This is a genomic window from Pseudonocardia sp. C8 (genome assembly GCF_014267175.1).
Classification (GTDB): domain Bacteria; phylum Actinomycetota; class Actinomycetes; order Mycobacteriales; family Pseudonocardiaceae; genus Pseudonocardia.
This window is the reverse complement of sequence record NZ_JACMTR010000002.1, coordinates 654,932-676,621: the sequence shown is the minus strand read 5'-3', so window position 1 is coordinate 676,621 and position 21,690 is coordinate 654,932. Positions and strand designations below refer to the sequence as shown.

The 21,690-nt window shown below is 74.3% G+C and carries 22 protein-coding genes; 6 read left to right on the top strand and 16 right to left on the bottom strand.

Features of this window, described 5'->3' with window-relative positions; translation table 11 throughout:
- Positions 1–19 precede the first annotated feature (19 nt).
- From H7X46_RS29005 to H7X46_RS03910, 5 genes are all read right to left on the bottom strand, one after another.
- Complete coding sequence (locus tag H7X46_RS29005; protein ID WP_370588596.1) at positions 20–1,090, bottom strand: methyltransferase domain-containing protein; 1,071 nt, start codon at positions 1,088–1,090, stop codon at positions 20–22.
- Complete coding sequence (locus tag H7X46_RS03925; protein WP_186358101.1) at positions 1,091–1,612, bottom strand: general stress protein; 522 nt, start codon at positions 1,610–1,612, stop codon at positions 1,091–1,093.
- A 185-nt stretch (positions 1,613–1,797) separates the two neighbouring features.
- A complete protein-coding gene (locus H7X46_RS03920; RefSeq protein ID WP_186358100.1) occupies positions 1,798–2,991 on the bottom strand; it encodes an acyl-CoA dehydrogenase family protein in 1,194 nt (397 codons plus the stop codon).
- Positions 2,992–3,036: 45 nt separating this feature from the next.
- Positions 3,037–3,996, bottom strand: coding sequence for a CoA ester lyase (locus H7X46_RS03915; RefSeq protein ID WP_186358099.1), 960 nt, complete (start codon positions 3,994–3,996; stop codon positions 3,037–3,039).
- Between the two features lie 149 nt (positions 3,997–4,145).
- Positions 4,146–5,099, bottom strand: a complete 954-nt coding sequence (locus tag H7X46_RS03910; protein ID WP_370588595.1) for a PhzF family phenazine biosynthesis protein — start codon at positions 5,097–5,099, stop codon at positions 4,146–4,148.
- A 73-nt stretch (positions 5,100–5,172) separates the two neighbouring features.
- On the opposite strand from H7X46_RS03910, the gene H7X46_RS03905 reads away from it, so the two are divergent.
- Together H7X46_RS03905 and H7X46_RS03900 are read left to right on the top strand one after the other, a co-directional pair.
- Positions 5,173–6,531: a magnesium transporter MgtE N-terminal domain-containing protein gene (locus H7X46_RS03905; protein WP_255426073.1), complete on the top strand. Its 1,359-nt coding sequence runs from the start codon at positions 5,173–5,175 to the stop codon at positions 6,529–6,531.
- A complete protein-coding gene (locus H7X46_RS03900) occupies positions 6,524–7,069 on the top strand; it encodes a DUF1003 domain-containing protein (protein ID WP_186358098.1) in 546 nt (181 codons plus the stop codon). The genes H7X46_RS03905 and H7X46_RS03900 overlap by 8 nt, the downstream gene beginning before the upstream one ends.
- Here the strand turns inward: H7X46_RS03900 and H7X46_RS03895 are convergent.
- Positions 7,059–7,541 (bottom strand): MarR family winged helix-turn-helix transcriptional regulator, encoded by a 483-nt coding sequence (locus H7X46_RS03895; protein ID WP_186358097.1) that lies wholly within the window; start codon positions 7,539–7,541, stop codon positions 7,059–7,061. The genes H7X46_RS03900 and H7X46_RS03895 overlap by 11 nt on opposite strands.
- Before the next feature lie 108 nt (positions 7,542–7,649).
- On the opposite strand from H7X46_RS03895, the gene H7X46_RS03890 reads away from it, so the two are divergent.
- Entirely contained in the window at positions 7,650–8,798 is a 1,149-nt protein-coding gene (locus H7X46_RS03890; protein WP_186358096.1) for an Mrp/NBP35 family ATP-binding protein, read from the top strand.
- 64 nt (positions 8,799–8,862) lie between these two features.
- On the opposite strand, the gene H7X46_RS03885 is transcribed toward H7X46_RS03890, so the two are convergent.
- The 5 genes from H7X46_RS03885 to H7X46_RS03865 all read right to left on the bottom strand — a co-directional run bounded on the left by H7X46_RS03885 (position 8,863) and on the right by H7X46_RS03865 (position 13,605).
- Complete coding sequence (locus tag H7X46_RS03885) at positions 8,863–10,119, bottom strand: aspartate aminotransferase family protein (RefSeq protein ID WP_186358095.1); 1,257 nt, start codon at positions 10,117–10,119, stop codon at positions 8,863–8,865.
- Between the two features lie 526 nt (positions 10,120–10,645).
- The gene (locus H7X46_RS03880; protein ID WP_186358094.1) at positions 10,646–11,575 is read right to left on the bottom strand and encodes an AEC family transporter; all 930 of its coding nucleotides are present in this window, start codon (positions 11,573–11,575) and stop codon (positions 10,646–10,648) included.
- A gap of 79 nt (positions 11,576–11,654) precedes the next feature.
- Positions 11,655–12,326, bottom strand: a complete 672-nt coding sequence (locus tag H7X46_RS03875) for a GntR family transcriptional regulator (protein WP_222131599.1) — start codon at positions 12,324–12,326, stop codon at positions 11,655–11,657.
- A 12-nt stretch (positions 12,327–12,338) separates the two neighbouring features.
- Positions 12,339–13,067 carry a maleate cis-trans isomerase gene (locus H7X46_RS03870; protein WP_186358092.1) on the bottom strand — a complete coding sequence of 243 codons (729 nt, stop codon included), beginning with the start codon at positions 13,065–13,067 and terminating at the stop codon, positions 12,339–12,341.
- A 40-nt stretch (positions 13,068–13,107) separates the two neighbouring features.
- A complete protein-coding gene (locus H7X46_RS03865) occupies positions 13,108–13,605 on the bottom strand; it encodes a DUF3830 family protein (RefSeq protein WP_370588594.1) in 498 nt (165 codons plus the stop codon).
- A gap of 125 nt (positions 13,606–13,730) precedes the next feature.
- Here H7X46_RS03865 and H7X46_RS03860 point away from each other — a divergent pair, with 125 nt between their 5' ends.
- The gene (locus H7X46_RS03860) at positions 13,731–14,720 is read left to right on the top strand and encodes a D-2-hydroxyacid dehydrogenase (protein WP_186358091.1); all 990 of its coding nucleotides are present in this window, start codon (positions 13,731–13,733) and stop codon (positions 14,718–14,720) included.
- Positions 14,717–16,123, top strand: coding sequence for an amidase (locus tag H7X46_RS03855; RefSeq protein WP_186358090.1), 1,407 nt, complete (start codon positions 14,717–14,719; stop codon positions 16,121–16,123). The genes H7X46_RS03860 and H7X46_RS03855 overlap by 4 nt, the downstream gene beginning before the upstream one ends.
- Before the next feature lie 31 nt (positions 16,124–16,154).
- On the opposite strand, the gene tatB is transcribed toward H7X46_RS03855, so the two are convergent.
- From tatB to sigE, 4 genes are all read right to left on the bottom strand, one after another.
- A complete protein-coding gene (tatB, locus tag H7X46_RS03850) occupies positions 16,155–16,601 on the bottom strand; it encodes a Sec-independent protein translocase protein TatB (RefSeq protein WP_186358089.1) in 447 nt (148 codons plus the stop codon).
- A 51-nt stretch (positions 16,602–16,652) separates the two neighbouring features.
- Positions 16,653–18,200 carry a S1C family serine protease gene (locus tag H7X46_RS03845; RefSeq protein ID WP_186358088.1) on the bottom strand — a complete coding sequence of 516 codons (1,548 nt, stop codon included), beginning with the start codon at positions 18,198–18,200 and terminating at the stop codon, positions 16,653–16,655.
- Between the two features lie 70 nt (positions 18,201–18,270).
- A complete protein-coding gene (locus tag H7X46_RS03840) occupies positions 18,271–18,855 on the bottom strand; it encodes a zf-HC2 domain-containing protein (protein WP_186358087.1) in 585 nt (194 codons plus the stop codon).
- Positions 18,852–19,502, bottom strand: a complete 651-nt coding sequence (gene sigE, locus H7X46_RS03835; protein WP_222131186.1) for an RNA polymerase sigma factor SigE — start codon at positions 19,500–19,502, stop codon at positions 18,852–18,854. The genes H7X46_RS03840 and sigE overlap by 4 nt, the downstream gene beginning before the upstream one ends.
- Before the next feature lie 167 nt (positions 19,503–19,669).
- On the opposite strand from sigE, the gene H7X46_RS03830 reads away from it, so the two are divergent.
- On the top strand, positions 19,670–20,302 hold the full coding sequence (locus H7X46_RS03830; protein ID WP_186358086.1) for an O-methyltransferase: 633 nt from the start codon (positions 19,670–19,672) through the stop codon (positions 20,300–20,302).
- Positions 20,303–20,319: 17 nt separating this feature from the next.
- Here the strand turns inward: H7X46_RS03830 and glgC are convergent, their stop codons facing one another.
- Positions 20,320–21,555 (bottom strand): glucose-1-phosphate adenylyltransferase, encoded by a 1,236-nt coding sequence (glgC, locus tag H7X46_RS03825; protein WP_186358085.1) that lies wholly within the window; start codon positions 21,553–21,555, stop codon positions 20,320–20,322.
- Between the last annotated feature and the right edge of the window lie 135 nt (positions 21,556–21,690).

The following is a 21,690-nucleotide window of genomic DNA, read 5'->3' as shown; positions in this document are numbered from 1 at the left end:
CCGCCCGACCGCGCGGGGGTCAGACCGCCGGGGTGCCGGACGGCGGGGTGGGCGGGTCGTCGCCGCCCTCCCCCGACCGGGTCACCCCGCCGCCGCGGGGCCGGTCGGCCGGGTCGCCTGGGGAGCGCCGGTCGTCGGGGTCGCCGGAGCGCCGGTCGTCGGGGTCGTCCGGGCCGGCGCGGCCGTCCGGGTCGGCGCCGGCGGAATCGGCGGAATCGGCGCTGCCGTCCCGGACCTCCGCCGGGAGCTCGTCGGCGTAGCCGGGGTCCCCCGGGCCGCCCTCGTCGAGCTCCCCCGCGCCGGCGGCATCCGGCTCGGCGGCCGGTGCGGCCCTCGCCTGCCGCTCCCCCACGACGTCCGGCTCGTCCGGGCGGCGCCCGAGAAAGGTGTGCACGACGTGCTGCAGCGGCCCGCCGACGGTCTGCACCCGGACGTCGTCGAACCCGGCCCGCTTCATCCGGTGCACCATCTGCTCGGGCCCGCCCGCACCCCCGACCCGCTTCATCCGGTAGCGGGCCAGGTCCGGGACACCCCAGCGGATCGACGCCATCGGCAGCAGGTAGGTCCAGTTCGCCGTCGTCCAGCGGGCCTTCCCGCGGGCCCCGCCGACGGCGTAGTCGTGCACGGCCAGCGGGGCTCCCGGCGCCAGCAGCGACAGCAGCCGCCGGAGCCCGTGCTCGGCGTCGGGCAGGTTCGACACCAGGAACGAGGCGAGGATCCCGTCGAACGGGCCCTCGATGCCGGCCTCGGCGAGGGTCTCCAGCCGGGCGTGCACGAACGTCACCCGCGGCGACCAGTTCTTCCGGCGGGCCACCGCGAGCATCTCGGTGGAGGCGTCGACCGCGACGACCTCGGCGCCCTTGACCGTGGTCAGCAGGGCCTCCGTCGAGATGCCGGTGCCGCACCCGATGTCGAGCAGCCGCAGGCCGGGGCCGTCACCGAGCCCCATCCGGGACGCCGAGACCCGCAGGTGGGTCCGGTACCCGGGGATCGTGCCGACGTAGGCGTCGTAGCCGCTCGCGCCGCGCCCGTAGGCCCGGTGCACGGTCGAGGGCCGGATCTCCTCGCCCTGCCGGGTGCCGCCGCTCACTCAGAAACCCCCGCCGGGCCCGCCCATCGCGAGCTTGGCGAGCATCTCGCGGGCCTGCTCGGCGTTGCGGGGCTCGCACAGGACGTCGTAGCGGCCGGCGACCATCTGGCTGGCGGACTGGAAGTCCCGCCGTCCCTTGCTGGCGCCGTAGCCGACCGCGGCGAAGACCAGGCCGAACACCGCGCCGGAGCCGAGCCCGACCAGGATCGGCAGGAAGCTGCCGTCCGGCGAGAACAGCGACAGCAGCAGGCCGACGAACAGGCCCAGCCAGGCGCCGGAGGCCGCGCCGGAGGCCAGGACCCGGCCCCAGGTCAGCCGGCCGATCACGCGTTCCACCAGCATGAGGTCGACGCCGACGATCGTCACGTCGCGCACCGGGAAGTCGGAGTCGGCGAGGTGGTCGACGGCCCGCTGCGCCTCCTCGTAGGTGGCGTAGGAGCCCACCGGCCACCCGGTCGGCGGGGTGGGCAGCTGGGGCAGGCCCGGTGCCGGCCGAGCCTGGCCGCCGAAGGGGTTGGTCATGGCGTACTCCTCGTGAACGTCCGCTTCGCTACCGGAACAACGATCGACGGCCGCCCGGTGTGCCCGGCGAGCCTAGCGACGACGCAGGGATCGTGTCGGCCATGTCCCGCGACCGTGGCCGCGTCGCGACGACGGACGGCCCCGCCGCCCGGGATCGCCGGGTGACGGGGCCGTCGGGGTGACCGCTACCGCAGCTTGTAGTCGCGCAGCAGGCCCTTCGAGATGATCGTCTTCTGGATCTCCGAGGTGCCCTCGCCGATGAGCAGGAACGGCGCCTCGCGCATGAGCCGCTCGATCTCGTACTCCTTGGAGTAGCCGTAGCCGCCGTGGATGCGGAACGCCTCCTCGGTGACCTCCTTGCAGTACTCCGAGGCGAGCATCTTGGCCATGCCCGCCTCGACGTCGTTGCGCTCACCGCGGTCCTTCAGCCGGGCCGCGTTGACCATCATCAGGTGCGCGGCCTCGACCTTGGTCGCCATCTCGGCGATCTTGAACGCGATGGCCTGGTGCTGCACGATCGGCTTGCCGAACGTGGAGCGCTGCTGGGCGTACTCGACACCGAGCTCGAAGGCACGGATCGCGATGCCGCACGCGCGGGCGGCGACGTTGACCCGGCCGACCTCGACGCCGTCCATCATGTGGGCGAAGCCCTTGCCGCGCTCCCCGCCGAGGATCTGCTCGCCGGAGATCCGGTGGCCCTTGAACACCATCTCGGTGGTGTCCACGCCCTTGTAGCCCATCTTGTCGATCTTGCCGGGCACGATGAGGCCGGGCGCGACCTCGCCGTAGCCCACCGGCTTCTCGACCAGGAACGTCGTCAGGTTCTGGTGCGCCTTCTCGGCGCCCTCGTCGGTCTTGACCAGCACCGCGGTCAGGTTCGACGTGCCGCCGTTGGTCAGCCACATCTTCGCGCCGTCGATGACGTAGTCGTCACCGTCCTGCACGGCCCTGGTCTTGATCGCGGCGACGTCCGAGCCCAGGTCCGGCTCGGACATCGAGAACGAGCCGCGGGTCTCGCCCGTGGCCATCTTCGGCAGGTAGCGCTCCTTCTGCGCCTGCGTGCCGTGCTGGCGGAGCATGTAGGCGACGATGAAGTGCGTGTTGATCACACCGGAGACGCTCATCCAACCGCGCGCGATCTCCTCGACGACCAGCGCGTAGGTCAGCAGCGACTCGCCGAGGCCGCCGTACTCCTCCGGGATCATGAGGCCGAACAGCCCCATCTCCTTCATCCCGTCGACGATGTCCTGCGGGTAGGCGTCCTCGTGCTCCAGCGCCGTGGCGTGCGGGATGATCTCCTTGTCCACGAACGAGCGGACGGTGGAGAGGATCTCCTGCTGGATGTCGGTCAAGCCGGCGGTCTGGGCGAGCCGGGCCATGGTGGTTCCTCCTGAACGTCGGTGGTCAGCGGTGCGCGGGGCCGCTCAGGACTCCGGCGGGGTCCACCGGTCGGTGCGGGTCATGCCCGCGGCGCGGCCCTTGCCCGAGATCACCAGGGCCATCTTGCGGCTGGCCTCGTCGATCATCTCGTCACCGAGCATCGCGGCGCCCTTCTTGCCGCCGGCCTCCGAGGTGAACCACTCGTAGGCGTCGAGGATGTTCTCGGCGTGGTCGAAGTCCTCCTGCGACGGCGAGAACGTCTCGTTCGCGGCATCGATCTGGCTCGGGTGCAGGACCCACTTGCCGTCGAAGCCCAGCGCGGCCGCGCGGCCGGCCACCCGGGTGAACCCGTCGACGTCCTTGATCTGCAGGTACGGGCCGTCGATGGCCTGCTTGTCGTGCGCGCGGGCGGCCATGAGGATCGCCATGAGGATGTGGTGGTAGGCGTCGCCGACGTCGTAGCCGGGCGGCTGCTCGCCGACGACCAGCGACTTCATGTTGATCGACGCCATGAAGTCGGCCGGGCCGAAGATGATCGTCTCGACCCGGGGGGACGCCGTGGCGATCGCGTTGACGTTGGTGAGGCCGAGCGCGTTCTCGATCTGCGCCTCGATGCCGATCCTGCCGACCTCGTAGCCCATGGTCTTCTCGATCTGGGTCATCAGCAGGTCCAGGGCCACGACCTGCTCCGGGGTCTGCACCTTCGGCAGCATGATCGCGTCCAGGTTCGACCCGGCGCCCTCCACGACCTCGACGACGTCGCGGTAGGTCCACTCGGTGGTCCAGTCGTTGACCCGGACGACCCGGATCTTCTCGCCCCAGCCGCCCTCGTTCAGCGCCGCCACGATCGTCTTGCGGGCGTCCGGCTTGGCCAGCGGGGCGCAGGCGTCCTCCAGGTCCAGGAACACCTGGTCGGAGTTCAGCGAGCGTGCCTTGTCGATGAACTTCTGGCTCGAGCCGGGCACGGCCAGGCAGGACCGGCGGGCGCGGAGGGTGGTGCTCACGGGCAGGCTCCTCGTCGAGTTCGTCTCACCCGCCGTGCGCGACGGCGGGCGTCCGGGCTGAGGGTGATGCTGGCACGACCGCCCGACGATCGCCCCGTCCAGGTGATTGGTTTCTCACCCGCCGGAGGTCAGCCCGGGTTACCCGCGAGTCACCCGGTTTCGGGAGGCGGGGTGAGGGAACCTGTGGCCACGGCGGCGACGGTCCCGCCGACCCAGGTGGCGACGGCCCGGCCGCCCGCGGTGCGCACGCCCGCGTGCAGCGTCGAGGGCCGTCCCATCTCGACGCCCTGGGTGACGACGAACGTGTGGTCGCCGTCGTCGCCGACCAGGCCGCGGTCGGCCAGGAACACGCCCAGCGCGACGGCCGCCGACCCGGTCGCCGGGTCCTCGGGGACGCCGATCCCGATGCCGAACATCCGGGCGTGCACCCGCTCGGCGGCGGCGTCGACGGCGGCGACCAGCAGCCCGGTCGCCGCCCCGCCGGTCGCCGCGGCCAGCGCTGCCGGGTCCGGCACGGCGCGGGCGACGGCGTCCGGGCGCACCAGCAGGATCGCGAAGTCCGTGCCGGCACCGGCGATCCCGGGCACGGCGGCGCCGTCGACGTCCTCCGGGCCGAGGCCGAGCGCGGCCGCCAGCCGGACCGCGTCCAGCTCCGCGCCGACCGACGGGGCGCCGCCCTCGACGCGGGCACCGGTGCCGTCGACGTGGACCGGCAGCAGCCCGGCCCCGCACTCCTGGACGCGGTCGCCGTGGCCGATCACGCCGTCGCGGGCGAGCACCCACGCGGTGCCGACGCTCGGGTGCCCGGCGAACGGCAGCTCCCGCTTCGGGGTGAAGATCCGCACCCGGTAGTCGGCGCACTCGTCGCCGTCGCCGGTCGGTGGCAGCGGGAACGTGGTCTCCGACAGGTTGAACTCGGCCGCGATGGCCTGCATCCGGGCCGTGGAGAGCGCCTCGGCGCCGTGCACGACGGCCAGCGGGTTGCCCGCGTAGGGGCGGTCGGTGAAGACGTCGACGACGTCGTAGCGGAGGGGGTCGGGGACTGGCACGTGCCCGGTGTCGCCGTCCGGTCCGTCGGGGAGGTCGCTGCGGGGCTCGCTCACGTGGGCGCAGCCTAATCACCCGGCCGAGCGCGCCCGGCGGGCCCGTCCTCCCCGGCGGGCATAGGCTCGCGGCATGGCCTCGGCACGGGTGTTCGTCGCGCGGATGGCGGGCCTGGCCGTGCTCGGCCCGGACGGCGAGCACATCGGGAAGGTCCGCGACGTCGTCGTGTCGCTGCGGGTCGACAGCCGCCCGCCCCGGGTGCTGGGCCTGGTCGTGGACCTGTCCGCGCGGCGCAGCATATTCGTGCCGATGCTCCGGGTGGCCGACGTGGCGCCCTCGGCGGTGACCCTCGCGAGCGGGTCGGTGAACCTGCGCGGCTTCGACAAGCGCCCCAACGAGACCCTGGTGCTGGGCGAGCTGCTGAACTCGACGGTCACCGTGCGCGAGTCCGGGGCTGAGGGGGTCGTCGTCGACGTCGCGATCGAACCGGCCCGCACCCGGGACCGGGTCGTGACCCGGGTCGCGGTGCGGTTCCGCCGGACCCGGCTCTCGCGGCGGGCGCGGGTCGAGGTGTACGCGTGGGAGGCCGTGTCCGGCCTGGACGTCGCCGCCACCCAGGGCGCCGACCGGCTGCTCGCGGTGTTCGACACGATGCGGCCCGCCGACGTGGCGGCGGCCCTGTCCCGGCTGCCCGACGAGCGCCAGCGGCAGGTCGTCGACGCCCTCGACGACGAGCGCCTCGCCGACGTCTTCGAGGAGCTGTCCGAGGCCGACCAGCGCGAGCTGCTGACCTACCTGGGCCACGACCGGGCGGCCGACGTGCTGGAGGCGATGAGCCCGGACGACGCCGCCGACCTGCTCGGCGAGCTGTCCGACGACGAGGCCGGCCGGCTGCTGGAGCTCATGGAGCCCGGCGAGTCGGAGCCGGTGCGCCGGCTGATGCGCTACGAGTGGGACACCGCGGGCGGCCTGATGACCCCGGAGCCGATCACCCTGGCGCCGGACGCGACGGTCGCGGAGGCCCTGGCCCGGGTCCGCAACCCGGAGGTGCCGCCCGCGCTGGCGTCGATGGTGTTCGTCGTCCGGCCACCGACGGCCACCCCGACCGGGCGCTACCTCGGGTGCGTGCACGCCCAGCAGCTGCTGCGGGCGGCGCCGTTCGAGCTGGTGGCCGGGATGGTGGACACCGAGCTGCCGCAGCTCGGGCCCGAGGTCGGGCTCGGCGAGGTGACCCGCTGGTTCGCCTCCTACAACCTCGTGGCCGGCCCGGTCGTGGACGCCGAGAACCACCTGCTCGGCGCGGTCACCGTCGACGACGTGCTGGACCACCTGCTGCCGCAGGGCTGGCGGGACCGCGACCTCGCGCCCGCCGACGGGCACCGCGCCGGCGGGGACGGCAGCGGGAACGGCAGCACGGACGGCAGCACGGACGGCAGCGGGGACGGCGGGTCCGGCGACGGTGCGAGCGATGCGGGGGTGCGTGGTGCCTGAGGCCGGTGGAGGACGGCGGCTGGACCAGCCGCGGGTGGGGCGGCGCCGCTTCGAGGTCGATCCGGACGGCTTCGCCCGGCTGTCCGAGCGGATCGCCCGCTTCCTCGGGACGGGCCGGTTCCTGGCCATGCAGACCATCGTCGTGGTGGTGTGGATCGTGCTGAACCTGGTCGGCTGGTGGGGCCGGTGGGACCCGTACCCGTTCATCCTGCTGAACCTGGCGTTCTCGACCCAGGCCGCGTACGCGGCACCGCTGATCCTGCTGGCGCAGAACCGGCAGGACGACCGGGACCGGGTCGCGCTGGACGAGGACCGGCGCCGGGCCGAGCGGACGAAGGCCGACACCGAGTTCCTGGCCCGGGAGCTGGCCGCGCTGCGGCTCGCCGTCGGGGAGACGGCGAGCCGGGACTACCTGCGCGGCGAGCTGGAGAAGCTGTCCGAGCGGCTGGACGACGCGGTGGCCCGGGCCGCCGCCGGCAGCGGCCCGCCACCGGCGGACCGCAAGCAGCCCCGGAAGCGGGAACGCTTCAGGGGATGAGCTTGCGGCAGATCCGTTCGAGGTCGGCCAGGTCGTCGGGGTCGAGCCGCTCGGCGAAGTGCCGCCGGATCCCCCGCAGGTGGGTGGTCGCCGCGATCCGCAGCCGTTCGTAGCCGGCGTCGGTCAGCCGGGCGGTGACCCCGCGCCCGTCGGCGGCCACCTTCGCCCGGGAGACCAGGCCGATCCGTTCCAGCCGGTCCACCAGGCGGGTCACCCCGGACCGGGACAGCAGGACCGCGTCGGCCAGCTCGGTCATCCGCAGCCGGCGTCCCGGTGCCTCGGCGAGCTGGACCAGCACGTCGTAGGTCGCCAGGGAGATCTGCTGCTCGTCCTCGAGCTCGCTCTCGAGCTGCTTGGTGATGCCGGCGTGGGCGCGCAGGAACGAACGCCAGGACGCGAGCTCGGCGGGGCTCGGGACGACGCGCCGCCGCCCCGGGCCCTCGCGTTCCGGGGCGCCGACCGTCTCCTCCATCACCGGACGATGTTCTCAGATCCCCGGTGGCCGAGGCAGACACGCGGACCGTGCCGCACGCCCACGTAGCATGGGGGGTGCCGCGAGAGAAAGAGGTCGTAGAAGCTCATGTCCGTCACCGGCAGCACCAGCACCGTCGAGGAGGCCGTGCGCGCCGCACTCGGCACCGTCGAGGACCCGGAGATCCACAAGCCGATCACCGAGCTGGGGATGGTCAAGAGCGTCGCCGTGTCCGCCGACGGGCTGGCCGAGGTCGGCGTGTACCTGACCGTCGCCGGCTGCCCGATGCGCGAGACCATCACGTCGCGGGTCACCGAGGCCGTCTCGAAGGTCGCGGGAGTCGAGCGGGTCGAGGTCGAGCTCGACGTGATGAGCGACGAGCAGCGCACCGAGCTGCGCCGGTCGCTCCGCGGCGACGCCGACGAGCCCGTGATCCCGTTCGCTCAGCCCGGCTCGCTGACCCGCGTCTACTGCGTCGCCTCCGGCAAGGGCGGGGTCGGCAAGTCCTCGGTCACCGTCAACCTGGCCGCGTCGATGGCGCGCCGCGGGCTGAAGGTCGGCGTGGTCGACGCCGACATCTACGGTCACTCGGTCCCGCGCATGATCGGCGCGGCGGACCGGCCGACCAAGGTCGAGAACATGATCATGCCGCCGCAGTCGCACGGCGTGAAGGTCATCTCGATCGGCATGTTCACCGACGGGAACACCCCGGTCGTGTGGCGGGGGCCGATGCTGCACCGCGCGCTGCAGCAGTTCCTGTCCGACGTCTACTGGGGCGACCTGGACGTGCTGCTGCTCGACCTGCCCCCGGGCACCGGCGACGTCGCGATCTCCACCGCGCAGCTGGTCCCGAACGCGGAGCTGCTCGTCGTCACCACCCCGCAGCAGGCGGCGGCCGAGGTCGCCGAGCGGGCCGGGGCTATCTCCACGCAGACCCGCCAGCGGCTGGCCGGCGTCGTCGAGAACATGTCGTGGATGGAGATGCCCGACGGCTCCCGCAACGAGATCTTCGGCTCCGGCGGCGGGCAGATCGTGGCCGACTCGCTGAGCCGCATCCTCGGGGCCCCGGTGCCGCTGCTCGGGCAGATCCCGCTGGACGTCGCGCTGCGCGAGGGCGGGGACGCCGGTGTCCCGATCGTGCTCGGCACGCCGGAGTCCGCCGCCGCCCAGGCCCTGGACGCGGTCGCGGAGAAGCTCACCGTGCGGTCGCGCGGCCTGGCCGGGATGAGCCTCAACATCTCCCCCGTCGGGCGCTGACACACCGGACGGCCCCGCACCCCGGTCCGGGGTGCGGGGCCGTCCGTGCCCGCGCGGGAGGTGCTCATCCCAGCGCGGCGTCGAGCGCCTTCGTCCAGAGCGCGAGCCCCTCGTCGACCTGCTCGGCGGTGACCACCAGCGGCGGGATCATGCGGACGACGTTGCCGTGGACACCGCAGGTCAGCAGCAGCAGGCCCTGCTCGGCGGCGGCCGCGTGCACCTTCGCGGCGGTCGCGCCGTCCGGCCGACCCTCGGCGTCGACGAGTTCGATACCGACCATCAGGCCCCGCCCGCGGACGTCCCCGATCCGGGGCCGGCCCTGCGCGGACTCGCGGACGCCGGCGAGCAGCTTTTCGCCCTGCACCCGCGCGTTCTCGACGAGGTTCTCGCCCAGCACGACGTCCAGGGTCGCGAGCGCGGCCGCGCAGGCGACGGCGTTGCCGCCGTAGGTGCCGCCCTGCGAACCCGGCCAGGCCTTCTCCATGATCGCCTTGGGGGCGGCGATGGCGGACAGCGGGAAGCCGGACGCGAGCCCCTTCGCGGTGACGATGATGTCCGGGACGAGGCCCTCGGCGTGCTGGTGGCCCCAGAACCGGCCGGTGCGGCCGTAGCCGGTCTGGACCTCATCGGCGATCAGCAGGATGCCGTGCCGGTCGGCCCGCTCGCGCAGGCCCTGCAGGAACGCCGGCGGGGTCGGCACGTAGCCGCCCTCGCCGAGCACCGGCTCGACGATGAACGCCGCGACGTCCGCCGCCGGCGCCGAGCTCGCCAGCGCCCGGTCGAGCTCGCGCAGCGCGAACTCGGTGGCCTGCTCCTCGGTCCAGCCGTAGCGGTAGGCGTACGGGAACGGCGCGAACGCGACCCCACCCATCAGCGGCCCGATCCCGGCCCGGATCTTGGCTCCGGAGGTGGTGAGCGCGGCCGCGCCCATCGTGCGGCCGTGGAACCCGCCGTCGAACGCGACGACGAGCTGGCGGCCGGTGGCCTGCCGGGCCAGCCGGACCGCCGCCTCGACGGCCTCGGACCCGGAGTTGGCGAAGAACACCGAGTCGATGCCCTCCGGCAGGACCTCACCCATCCGGTCGGCGAGCCGGAGCAGCGGCTGGTGCATGACCGTCGTGTACTGGCCGTGGATCAGCGTGCCGACCTGGTCCTGCGCCGCCTGCACGACCGCCGGGTGGCAGTGCCCGGTCGACGTGACGCCGATGCCCGCGGTGAAGTCGAGGAACCGGCGCCCGTCGGTGTCGTAGAGGTAGACGCCCTCACCGCGGGCTGCCTGGACGGGGGTGGCCTGCTTCAGCAGCGGGGACAGCTGTGCCATGGGATCGCAGCTCCTGATGCGTCGAGGTTCCGGACGGGTCCCCGGGAGGTGTCGACCCGAGCCGTCGGCGGCGAAGTTGTCGAGTTGTCGACAATCCTAGGGAACCACGAGTCCCGGCCCGGGGCAAGGGGCTTCCCCTGGGCCTTTGCTCTGCTCACCGGGGCGCGCCACCCCGTGATCCGCACGAATCTGCCCTGCTCACGGCGGGAACGCGCTGATCGACTCGCGACGGTGCGTCGACCTGCACGTTCCCGCCCTGGCACGGTCGACATCGTGCTGACCGACGGCCAGGTCGAACGTCATCTGCACGAACCCGCCGCGGGCCGGGAGGAAACGTGCGCCTCGACGGAACGGGTGAGGACGGCGCCCACACCTCGCCGGCTCTGATCCCGTGAGGCCCGCCCCCGAGGGGTATGCGCAGAGGTGAGCAGAGCAAAGGCCCAGGTCCGGGCCGGTGGTGCGCCCCGGTGAGCAGAGCAGAGCGGTGCGAGCAGGGCACCGCCCGGGCGGGCGGGGATGATCGGGATCAGGCCAGTAGGGCGGCGATGACCAGCAGGACCGGCACCGCTGCGAGGGTCGTGGCCAGTGCGGCGTCCCGGGCCAGGGTGACGGCGCGCTCGTAGCGCACGGCGTAGCCGAAGACGTTCTGGGCGGTCGGCAGGGCCGCCAGCACGACGGCCGCCAGCAACGCCGGCCCGGTCAGCCCGAGCACCCCGGCGGCGAACGCCCAGGCGAGCAGCGGGTGCCCCACGTTCTTGATCGCGACCGCGCTCCACACCGAGCCGGCCGTCGGACCGGTGCCGGGGCGCCGGGCCCCGTGCAGCGACAGTCCGAACGCCAGCAGCATCGCCGGCACGGCGAGGTCCGCGAGCAGCTCGACCGGCGCCGTCACCGGCTCGGGCAGCTGCATGCCGGTCCCGGACACGACCAGCCCGGCGGCGGTGGCGATCGCGATCGGGTTCCGCAGCGGCGCAAGCACGACCCGGGCCCAGCCCGGTCGCTCGCCGCGGCCGTCGCCGGGCAGGACGTCCATCAGCGTGGTGAACAGCGGGGTCAGCACCGCGAGCTGGAACAGCAGCACCGGCGCGACGGCCGCCGGGTCGCCGAGCACGTAGGTCGCGATCGGGATGCCGAGGTTGCCGGCGTTGACGTAGCCGGACGCCATCGACCCGACGACGGCCTCCCCCGCCGGGCGGCGGCGCGCCAGCGCGACCGGCACGAACAGCAGGCACGCGAGCGAGCTGGTGACCGCGGTGACGAGCAGCCCCGAGGAGAAGACCGCACCCACGTCGGCGTGCGAGAGCGTGGAGAACAGCAGCGCGGGCGTCGCCACGAAGAACGCGGCCCGGGCCAGCACCCGCGAGCCGTGCTCGCCGAGCAGGCCGGCGCGGCCGACGAGGTATCCCGCACCGACGACGACGCCGATGACCAGGAAACCCTCGAGCACGCCCGTCACGTGCCCTTACCTTACGTACAGCAACGACCTGGTGGTTCGCCCAGCGCGCGGTCTCACACCGGGCGCACGCCGGCCCGGGTCACGCCGCGCCGGGCATCGCCGCCAGGATCCGGTGCACGGCGTCGTCCATGTGCGCGGCCAGCCGGTCCAGCAGCAGCTCGCTCCGCCCGTCGCGCAGCGCGTCGCGGAGCCGCTCGTGTTCGGCCAGCAGCTGCGGGGCCGGTGGCGCCGTCTTCTGGAACGCGGCCAGGCACATCCGGGTCTCGACCAGCAGCCCCTCGGTCATCCGGCGCAGCCGCGGGCTCCCGGACGCGGCGACGAGCGCGGCGTGGAAGTCGTGGTCGGCGTCGGCCAGCGCGACCGCGTCACCGGCGGCGGCCGCCGCCGCCATGGCCCCCAGCGGGATCTCCAGCGCGACGACGGCGGCCCTGCGGTCCCCGGCGAGGACCTGGAGCGCGGCCGCCCGCTCGACCGCGGTGCGGGCCAGGTAGACGTCGCGGACGTCGTCCGGGCCCAGCTCGCGCACGAACAGCCCGCGGTGCCGCTCGCTGCGCAGCAGGCCCTCGGCCACCAGGCGCTGCATCGCCTCGCGCAGCGGCCCGCGGCTGACGCCGAGCCGTGCGGCCAGGTCCACCTCACCGAGCTGGGTCCCGGGCGCGAACGTGCCACGCATGATCGCGGTCCGGATCCGGTCCGCGACGATCTCCGCCGTGGACCGCCGGCTGACCGGCTCCAGCTCCGAGGCGTCCAGGCCCACGCCCTCTCACCCCTTCCGGAACAGTGCACCCAGGCCGGGGCGGTCGATGTCGGAGCCCGCCAGCCGCAGGCCCTGCCAGATGCTGACCTGGTTGGCGGTCAGGACCGGCTTGCCGACCCGGGCGTCGAGCGCGTCCAGGATCTCCACGGTGTGCAGCGCCGTGTCCGGCAGCAGCACCGCGTCGGCCTGCGGCGCGTCCGACGACACGGCCTCGGCGAAGTCCAGCACGGTCGCCGTGGGCAGCGTCCCGACCTCCGCCGCGGTGATGATGTCGCGCGCCGACACTGTGAGCACCGAGATCTCGTGGTGGGTGAGGAACTGGACGAACGCCCCGGCGACGTCCGGCGGGTAGGTCGCGCCGACCGCGACCGTCGACACGCCGAGCCGCCGGCAGGCGTCCACGAACGCGAACGACGTGCTCGACGCCGGCACGCCCGCCGCGCGTTCCAGCTCGGCGACCTGCCGGGCGGCGCCCTCCGGACCGAAGATGAAGCTGCCCGAGGTGCACGCCCACACGATCGCGTCGAGCGGGCCCGCCTCCTCGGCGACCCGGCGGGCGCCCTCGGCGAGGACGTCGTCGCCGCCGATGTCGATGAGGGCGTCGGTGCGGTGCGCGTCCACCCTCATCTCGGTGTGCACCAGCGGGAGCCTGCTGCCGTCCGTCAGCAGCTTCTCGGCGCGCGGGTAGTCGTCCTCGGCCGAGTAGCCGGGGTACAGGATGCCGACCGTGCTCATGTTGTCGACAATCCTACAGAGCACGCCCGTCCCGCAAGGGTCACGACGCCCGCGAGTAGACGAGCCGCTCGCCGACGCTGCCCGAGCGCCAGACGTCGTGGCAGGCCGTCGCCATCGCGTCCAGCCCCTCGACGATCGTGGCGAACACGTTGCCCGGGACCCAGCCGACGTCGCCGTTGAGCAGCAGGTTGTTGCGGCCGTAGAAGATCGCCAGGTCGATGCCGCCTGCGTCGGCGTCGATGCCCTGGTCGTCCTTGAACGCGGCGTCGAGCATGCCGCCGTGGAAGTCGAAGTAGCAGACGTCGCCGGGGATCGGGGTGACCGTCGGGTTCTCCTGCCCGATCCGTGACCCGAACCGCGGGACGATCGTGTAGACCTCGTTGCGCGCGTACTTGGCGTGCTGCGCGTCGCCGCCCAGCGGGCCGCCGGCGAGCGCCTCCCACACCGCGGCCGACGTCCGCGGCGCCTGTTTCTCCAGCAGCTCCGCGGTGCAGGAGACACCGCGCTTGGCGAGTTCGATCCTGATCAGCTTGGACACTCGGACCCCCTGGGGCCGGTCGTGGGTGCGGGGAACGCTCCACCGGATAGGTGGATTGTTGACAATCCTAGGTGCGCTTCCTAGCGTGTCAACGCCGCCCGCCCCCCGACCGACAGGATCGTGCTTTGCCGGTTTCCGCTGGTCAGGACCCACCTGTCATCACGGTGCTGCACGGCGCCGACACCCCGCCCGGCCTCGAGTCCCGGATCGGGGACGCCCGTCTCCGGCTCGTCTCGACCGCCGACGAGCTGGCCGCGGCACTGCCCGGCAGCGACGTGCTGCTCACCTGGGACTTCACCTCCGACGCGGTCAAGCAGGCCTGGAGCGCCGACCGGGCGGGCGACCTGCGCTGGGTGCACACCGCCAGCGCGGGCGTCGACCGGGTCGCCTTCCCGGAGCTGCTCGCCACGCCGGTCACGCTCACCAACTCGCGCGGGGTGTTCGACCGGCCGATGGCCGAGTTCGTGCTCGGCGCCGTGCTCGCGTTCGCCAAGGACACCGCCGGTTCGCTGCGGCTGCAGCAGCAGCGCCGCTGGCAGCACCGGGAGACCGAGACCGTCGCCGGGAAGGTCGCCACCGTCGTCGGAGGCGGGCCGATCGGGCACGCCATCGCGCAGCTGCTCGGCGCCGCCGGGCTGACCGTGCGGCTGGTCGGGCGGCGCGCCTCGGACGACGTGCACGGCTTCGACGAGCTCCCGGACCTGTTGCCGGACACCGACCACCTCGTGCTGGCCGCGCCGCTCACCGACGCGACCCGCGGCATGCTGCACGCCGGCACGATCGCGCTGCTTCCCGAACGGGCCCGGGTGATCAACGTCGGCCGCGGGCCCCTCGTCGTGCAGGACGACCTCACCGAGGCCCTGCGCACCGGCCGGATCGCCGGGGCCGCGCTCGACGTGTTCGAGGTCGAACCGCTGCCCGAGGACTCGCCGCTGTGGGCGATGGAGAACGTGCTGCTCTCCCCGCACATGTCCGGCGACGTCGTCGGCTGGCGGGACATGCTCGTCGACCTGTTCGCGGACAACCTGGAGCGCTACCGCGCGGGCCGGGAGCTGCGCAACGTCGTGGACAAGGAACGCGGGTACGTGAGCTCGGCGACCGGAGGGAACACGTGAGCGAGACGACGGCGGATCTCAGCGCGACCGAACTGCTCGCCGGCTACCGCTCCGGGGAGATCTCGCCGGTGCAGGCGACCCGGGACGCGCTGGACCGGATCACCGAGCACGACCGGGCGGTCAACGCGTACTGCCTGGTCGACGCGGACTCGGCGCTGGCCCAGGCCAAGGACTCCGAGGCCCGCTGGCAGGCCGGCGAGCCGGCCGGCCCGCTCGACGGCGTCCCGACCTCGATCAAGGACATGCTGCTGACGGTCGGCTGGCCGACCCGCAAGGGGTCGACCACGACGTCACCGGACGGCCCGTTCGAGGTCGACGGCCCGCCCGTGGCCCGGGTCCGCGCCGCCGGTGCGGTGCTGCTGGGCAAGAACACCACCCCCGAGTTCGCCTGGAAGGGCGTCACCGACTCGCCGCTGACCGGCGTCACCACGAACCCGTGGGACCCGTCGAAGACGGCGGGCGGCTCGTCCGGGGGCAGCGCCGCCGCGGTCGGGCTCGGGATGGGTGCGCTGTCGCTGGGCACCGACGCCGGCGGCTCGGTCCGCATCCCGGCCGCGTTCACCGGGACGGTCGCGCACAAGCCCACCTACGGCCGCGTCGCCCACTACCCCGGTTCGGCGTTCGGAACCCTCGCGCACGTCGGCCCGATGACCCGCACCGTCGCCGACGCCGCGCTGCTGTTCGACGTCGTCGCCCAGCCGGACACCCGCGACCCGTGGGTGTTCGACGCGCCGCGCGAGTCCGCCGTCGAGCGGCTGGCCGCCGGCGCGGAGGGCCTGAAGATCGCGTTCTCGCCGGCGCTCGGGTTCGTCCGGGTCGACCCCGAGATCGCGGCGCTGGTCGCCGACGCCGTCGAGGTGTTCACCACGCTCGGCGCGACCGTCGAGACCGCCGACCCGGGGTTCGCCGACCCGCTCGAACCGTTCCACACGCTGTGGTTCTCCGCGGCGGCGAAGGTCCTCGAACCGCTCGGCGCCGAGGCGCGACGGGCGATGGACCCCGCGCTCGTCGAGATCGCCGAGCAGGGCGCGGGGGTGTCCGCGCTCGACTACCTGGGCGCGATGGCCGTCCGCAACGAGCTCGGCACGCTGATGGGCGCCTTCCACGACGAGTACGACCTGCTGCTCACCCCGACGCTGCCGATCACGGCGTTCGACGGAGGCCGCGAGGTGCCCGAGGGCTGGCCGCACCCGCGCTGGACGTCGTGGACGCCGTTCACCTACCCGTTCAACATGACCCAGCAGCCGGCGACGTCGGTGCCGTGCGGGTTCACCTCCGCGGGACTGCCGGTGGGGCTGCAGGTCGTGGGTCCGCGGCACGCCGACGCCCGCGTGCTGGCCGCCGCGCACGCCTACCAGGAGGCGACCGGGCACCACCGGCGCCGACCGCCGCTGCTGGGCTGACCCGCACCGAGCGCGACGGGTGGCGCCGGGGTCAGGTGGCGTCGGGGTCGACCGGGGGCTGCTCGCCCGCGGCCAGCGGCTGCGGTGCGGGGCGGGCCGGGGGCGGGTCCGCGGGAGCGGCCGGTGCCGGGGTGCTCGACGAGGTGCTCGACGCCGCGCCGGCAGCCGCGGCTCCGGCAGCGCCCGCGGCGTGGCCGTTCGACGGGGACGGGCCGTCGTCGAACAGGGTCCGGGTGATCGCCCGGCGCGGGTTGAACGACCGCAGGCTGCGCAGGTCGTCGAGCGGCTGCCGGATCTGGTCGAACTCCGGGCCGAGCTCGGACTTCAGGTGGTTCTGGGCGCCGGTCGCGTACTCCTTGACCTGGCGCACGGCGCTGCCCAGCCAGCGGGCGGCCTCGGGGAGCCGCTCCGGGCCGAGGATGAAGAGACCCGCGACCACGAGGACGAGGATCTCCCACATGCCGATGTTCTCGAACACACCGACAGGGTACGGCGCGCCGCCGCTCGGCCGCCCCGCGCGCCCGGCTTCCTAGCGCTGCCCGAGCGTCGCGGTCACGGTGAGCGGGCGCCCCTGGCGCACCAGCTCGATCGGGACCTGCGCGCCCGGCTCGTGCTCGCGGACGGCGACGACGAGCTCGTCGGCGCCCGCGATGGCCCGGCCCGCGACCCGCACGACGACGTCGCCGTCGGCGATCCCGGCCACCGCCGCGGGGCCGCCGGCGACGACGTTCTGGACCTGGGCGCCGTCGGTCGTCCCGTCGGTCACCGAGCGGGCGTTCACGCCCAGGTCGGCGTGCACGACCCGGCCGGTCCGGATCAGCTCCTCCGCGACGGCGCGGGCGTCGTCGATCGGGACCGCGAACCCGAGCCCGATCGAGCCGCCCTCCCCGCCGGACTCGGCGCTCCCGGCGCTGCGGATCGCGGTGTTGATCCCGACGACGGCGCCGGTCGCGTCCACCAGCGGGCCGCCGGAGTTGCCGGGGTTGATCGCGGCGTCGGTCTGCACGGCGTCGATCACCGCGTCGCCGCCGCTGCCCTCCGGGTCGAGCCGCACCGGCCGGTCGACGGCCGAGACGATGCCCGTCGTGACCGTGCCCGCCAGCCCGAACGGCGACCCGATCGCGACGACGGCGTCGCCGACGGCGAGCTCTGCCGACCGGCCGATCGCGGCCACGGTCGGGTTCGCGACCGGCACCTTCACCACGGCCAGGTCGGTCAGCGGGTCCGTGCCGACCACGGTGGCGGGCAGCCGGGACCCGTCGGCGAACACCGCCTCGACCGTGCCCTGGCCGGGCCCGGTGGCGGGGGCGACGACGTGGTCGTTGGTCAGGACGTAGCCCTCCGGGTCGATGACGACACCGGAGCCGTTGCCTGCCTGGTTCCCGACGGTCACCTCCAGCGAGACGACCGACGGCAGGACCCGGCCCGCGACGTCGGGCACCGAGCCGGGCGGCCGCTCCTTCGCCTCCTCCGCCGTGGCCAGCACCGCTCCGGGGCTGGTCAGCGCGCTCGCGCCGGACGCCGTCCAGTGCCCGACGACACCGCCGAGCGCCCCGACGCCGAGCGCCAGCGCGCCCAGGATGGCCAGTGCCCGGGGCTGGACCCGCCGGCCGAAGAGCACCTCGCGGACGCTCAGCCGCGGGGCGTCCGGAACCGGGCCCGGTGCCGGGTCGGCGTCGCGGGGCGGGGGCGCGGCGACGACCGGGGTCCCCGGGTCCCGCCAGGGGTCGCCGGGGGATCCGCCGGGCCAGAACGGCTCCCTGCTCTGCTCACCGGGGGTGGCCGGCCCGTCCGGGGACGATCCCGGCGGGCGCTGCAGCCCGGCCCGGTCCCCGGACGGGCGCCCGAAGGCCCGGGCGACCGCGGCGGTGGGGGGTGGCGCCGCGGACCGGCCGTCGTCACGTGCGGTGTGGGACGGCGGCGGGGCGAACGACGACTCGACCCCGGCGGGGCGGCCGAACGTGGCGCGCTCGGCGGGATCGGGGTCCGTCCGGTCGAGCGGGCGGGGCCGCAGCCGGACCGGGGCAGTGCCGTCGTCCCGGCCGTCACCGTCCCGGGGATCCGGGGTCTCGGTCATCGGCGCTCCATCCCCCACAGCACCGGGTCAGGGTGCCCGCCGGGCGGTGAAGTCCCTGTATCGACGGCGGTCAGCGGGGCGGCAGGCCCGCGTTGCGCACGGCCGGGGCCGGGGTGGCCGCCGGCGAGGGCGTGGTCGCGAACCGGGCGACGGCGGCGGACCCGGGCCCCGGCACACCGGGCGCGGGCGCCGGCTCCTGCGTCGTCGCGGCCGGCAACCCGAACGCGAGCGCACCGAGCGCGAGGCCGGACACGGCGGCACCGGTGCCGAACCGCACCCGCCGTGAGCGCCGCGACCGGCGGGTGTCCGCCTCGTCGAACGCGCCCGGACGCAGCACCGAGACCAGCTCGCCCTCCGGCGTGAGCGCCAGGCCGGCCGGCGGCGGGGGCAGCTCGGTGTCCTGCGGGATCGAGCGCAACGAGCTCATCAACGACGGCGGCAGGGTCGGGGCGTCGGCCCCGCGCAGCGCCGACCGGGCCCGCCGCTGCTCGGCGACCTCGGCCGCGCAGTCGGCGCAGCGCTGGAGATGCCGGTTCGCCCGGTCCCGCGGACCGGATGCCAGCTCGTCGTCGACGTACGCGACGACCGCCTCGAGCGTCAGGTGGGTCTCCCCCCAGTCCGGGGGGACGACCTGGAAACGCCGTCGATCGGTCACGGAACCAACTCTGCCACCGTGCCGTGCTCCCCTGCCACCGATCCGGCGGGCGCACCCGCGGCCTCGGCAGCGCGGTGGCGCTCCAGCGAGGCCCGCAGCGCGGTCCGCCCGCGGTGGATGCGGCTGCGCACCGTCCCCAGCTTCACCCCGAGGGTGGCGCCGATCTCCTCGTAGGAGAGGCCCTCGACGTCGCACAGCACGACCGCGACCCGGAAGTCGGGCGGCAGCTCGTCCAGCGCGGCCTGCAGGTGCGGGTCGAGGTGGTTGATCGCGAAGACCGTCTCCGGCTCGGGCCCGCCGCCCGGGAGCCGGTCGGTGTCCTCGGGCAGCCCCTCCATCCGCAGCCGCGCCCGGCGGCGGACCATGTCGAGGAACAGGTTCGTGGTGATGCGGTGCAGCCAGCCCTCGAACGTGCCCGGCTTGTACGACGCGAGCGAGCGGAACACCCGGATGAAGGTCTCCTGGGTGAGGTCCTCGGCGTCGTGCGGGTTGCCGGACAGCCGGTACGCCAGCCGGTATACGCGGTCGGCGTGCTCCCGGACGACCTCGTCCCAGCTGGGCGGGGTCCAGTCGGCACCCTCGCCGGGTCGGGTGCCGGCGGCGGCGTCCCCGGCCGGGGCGTCGTCGTCTGTACCAGGAGCAGGCATCGGGGTGGGGCACCTCCGTGTGTCGCGGCCGCCCGGTGGGCACCGGCAGGCCGCGAGGTCTCGTTCGTTGCAGTACAGGGTGCCCGCCGGTGATGAGGAGCATGTGAAACGCGTCTGAGAGAAGTCTGTGAAATCGCCGACGCCCGGCCGGCAGATAATCTTGCGCCATGAGCACACCCGCGGGGGCGGCCGCGTACGCCGACGGCTACCTCACCGAGGACGACGCGCTGTCCGGCGCCCGGGCGCTCGGCACGTCCGCGGGCGCGCACCCGATCACCCCGGCGGGCGGGGCGGCGCTGTCCGTGCTGGCCGCGACGATCTCGGCCCGGGCGGTGGTGGAGATCGGCACCGGGGCCGGGGTGAGCGGGCTGTACCTGTTGCGGGGCATGTCCTCCGACGGCGTCCTGACCACCATCGACGTCGACCCGGAACTGCAGCGGTCGGCCCGCCGCACGTTCCTGGGCGCCGGGTACGGGCCGGGCCGGCTGCGGCTGATCAACGGGATGGCGCTCGACGTCCTCCCCCGGCTCACCGACGGTGGCTACGACCTCGTCGTCGCCGACGCCGTCCCGGGCGAGTACCCCGGCTACCTCGCCGAGGCGATCCGGCTGCTGCGGCCGGGTGGGGTGCTGGTGCTCGAGGGGGTGCTGGACGGTGGCCGGGTCGCCGAGGACGCCTCCGCGGACGCGCCGGGCACGGCGGCCCTGCGCGAGACCGCGGCCCTGGTCCGCGACGACGAGCGGCTGCTGTCCGCGTTGCTGCCGGTGGCGGACGGCATGCTGTGCGCCGTGCGCCGGTGACCGGGCGGTGACGCGGCCTACTGGGCGGTGACGCCCTTCCCGAGGACGACGACGCCGCCGGCCGACACCGTGTACCGGCTGCGGTCGAGGTTGAGGTCGACCCCGATCAGCGCGCCGTCCGGGACGACGACGTTCTTGTCCAGGATCGCCCGGCGCACCACGGCGCCCCGGCCGATCCGCGCGCCCGGCAGCACGACCGAGTCGGAGACCTCCGCCCCGCCCTGGACGCTGACGTTCGGGCTGATCACCGACCGGCGCACGATCGCCCCGGAGATGATCGTCCCGGCGCCGACGATCGAGTCCTGCGCGATGCCGCCCTCGACGAACTTCGCCGGCGGCAGCGCCGGCGTCGCGGTCCGGATCGGCCAGCGCTGGTTGTAGAGGTTGAAGATCGGGTGCACCGAGACGAGGTCGGTGTGCGCGTCGTAGTAGGCGTCGATCGTCCCGACGTCGCGCCAGTAACCGGCGTCCCGCTCGGTCGCGCCGGGGACGACGTTGTCGGCGAAGTCGTAGACGTGCGCCTCGCCCCGCTCCACGAGCGCCGGGATGATGTCGCCGCCCATGTCGTGGTCGGAGTCGGCGTTCGCGGCGTCGGAGCGCAGCGTGTCGAGCAGCGCCTCGGTGGTGAAGACGTAGTTGCCCATCGAGGCGAACGTGACCTCGGGGTCGTCCGGGACGTGCGGCGGCTCGGAGGGCTTCTCCAGGAACTCGGTGATCTTCCCGGACTCGTCGGAGGCGATGCAGCCGAACGCCTTCGCCTCGGCCCGGGGCACCCGGATCCCGGCGACGGTGACACCGGCGCCGGACTCGGCGTGCTCGGAGATCATCTGCGCCGGGTCCATCCGGTAGACGTGGTCGGCGCCGAAGACGGCGATGTACTCGGGCTGGTCGTCGTAGACGAGGTTGAGGCTCTGGTAGATCGCGTCGGCGGAGCCGGTGTACCAGCGGCGGCCGAGCCGCTGCTGGGCCGGCACCGTGGTGATGTACTGGTCGAGCACCGACGACAGCCGCCAGGTCGTCGAGATGTGCCGGTCGAGCGAGTGCGACTTGTACTGGGTCAGCACGCACAGCCGGTCCATGCCGCCGTTGACGAGGTTGGACAGCACGAAGTCGATGAGCCGGTAGTTGCCGCCGAACGGGACCGCCGGCTTGGCCCGGTCGGCGGTCAGCGGCCACAGCCGCTTGCCCTCACCGCCGGCCAGCACGATGCCGAGAACCCTCCCGGGGAGCCGCCCGGACGCCGTCGGTCGCATGGCGTGAACACTAGTAGGCCCACGGTGGCGGGGCCATACGTCCGTTGGCGGCGGACGGGATCGGACCGGGTCGGGCCCGCAGCGCTCCTCCGGCGGGCTCGCGCGGCGGAGCCGGGACGCAGTAGCGTCACCGCC

Coding starts and splice junctions, on each gene's coding strand:
- H7X46_RS03870 (WP_186358092.1), bottom strand. CDS start 13,067: ATGAGCACGGTCGGCATCCTGTACCCCGGCTACTCGGCCGAGGACGAC.
- H7X46_RS03890 (WP_186358096.1), top strand. CDS start 7,650: ATGTCCGTCACCGGCAGCACCAGCACCGTCGAGGAGGCCGTGCGCGCC.
- H7X46_RS03905 (WP_255426073.1), top strand. CDS start 5,173: ATGGCCTCGGCACGGGTGTTCGTCGCGCGGATGGCGGGCCTGGCCGTG.
- sigE (WP_222131186.1), bottom strand. CDS start 19,502: ATGCCTGCTCCTGGTACAGACGACGACGCCCCGGCCGGGGACGCCGCC.
- H7X46_RS03885 (WP_186358095.1), bottom strand. CDS start 10,119: ATGGCACAGCTGTCCCCGCTGCTGAAGCAGGCCACCCCCGTCCAGGCA.
- H7X46_RS03920 (WP_186358100.1), bottom strand. CDS start 2,991: ATGGCCCGGCTCGCCCAGACCGCCGGCTTGACCGACATCCAGCAGGAG.
- H7X46_RS03925 (WP_186358101.1), bottom strand. CDS start 1,612: ATGACCAACCCCTTCGGCGGCCAGGCTCGGCCGGCACCGGGCCTGCCC.
- H7X46_RS03830 (WP_186358086.1), top strand. CDS start 19,670: ATGAGCACACCCGCGGGGGCGGCCGCGTACGCCGACGGCTACCTCACC.
- H7X46_RS03845 (WP_186358088.1), bottom strand. CDS start 18,200: ATGACCGAGACCCCGGATCCCCGGGACGGTGACGGCCGGGACGACGGC.
- glgC (WP_186358085.1), bottom strand. CDS start 21,555: ATGCGACCGACGGCGTCCGGGCGGCTCCCCGGGAGGGTTCTCGGCATC.
- H7X46_RS03895 (WP_186358097.1), bottom strand. CDS start 7,541: ATGGAGGAGACGGTCGGCGCCCCGGAACGCGAGGGCCCGGGGCGGCGG.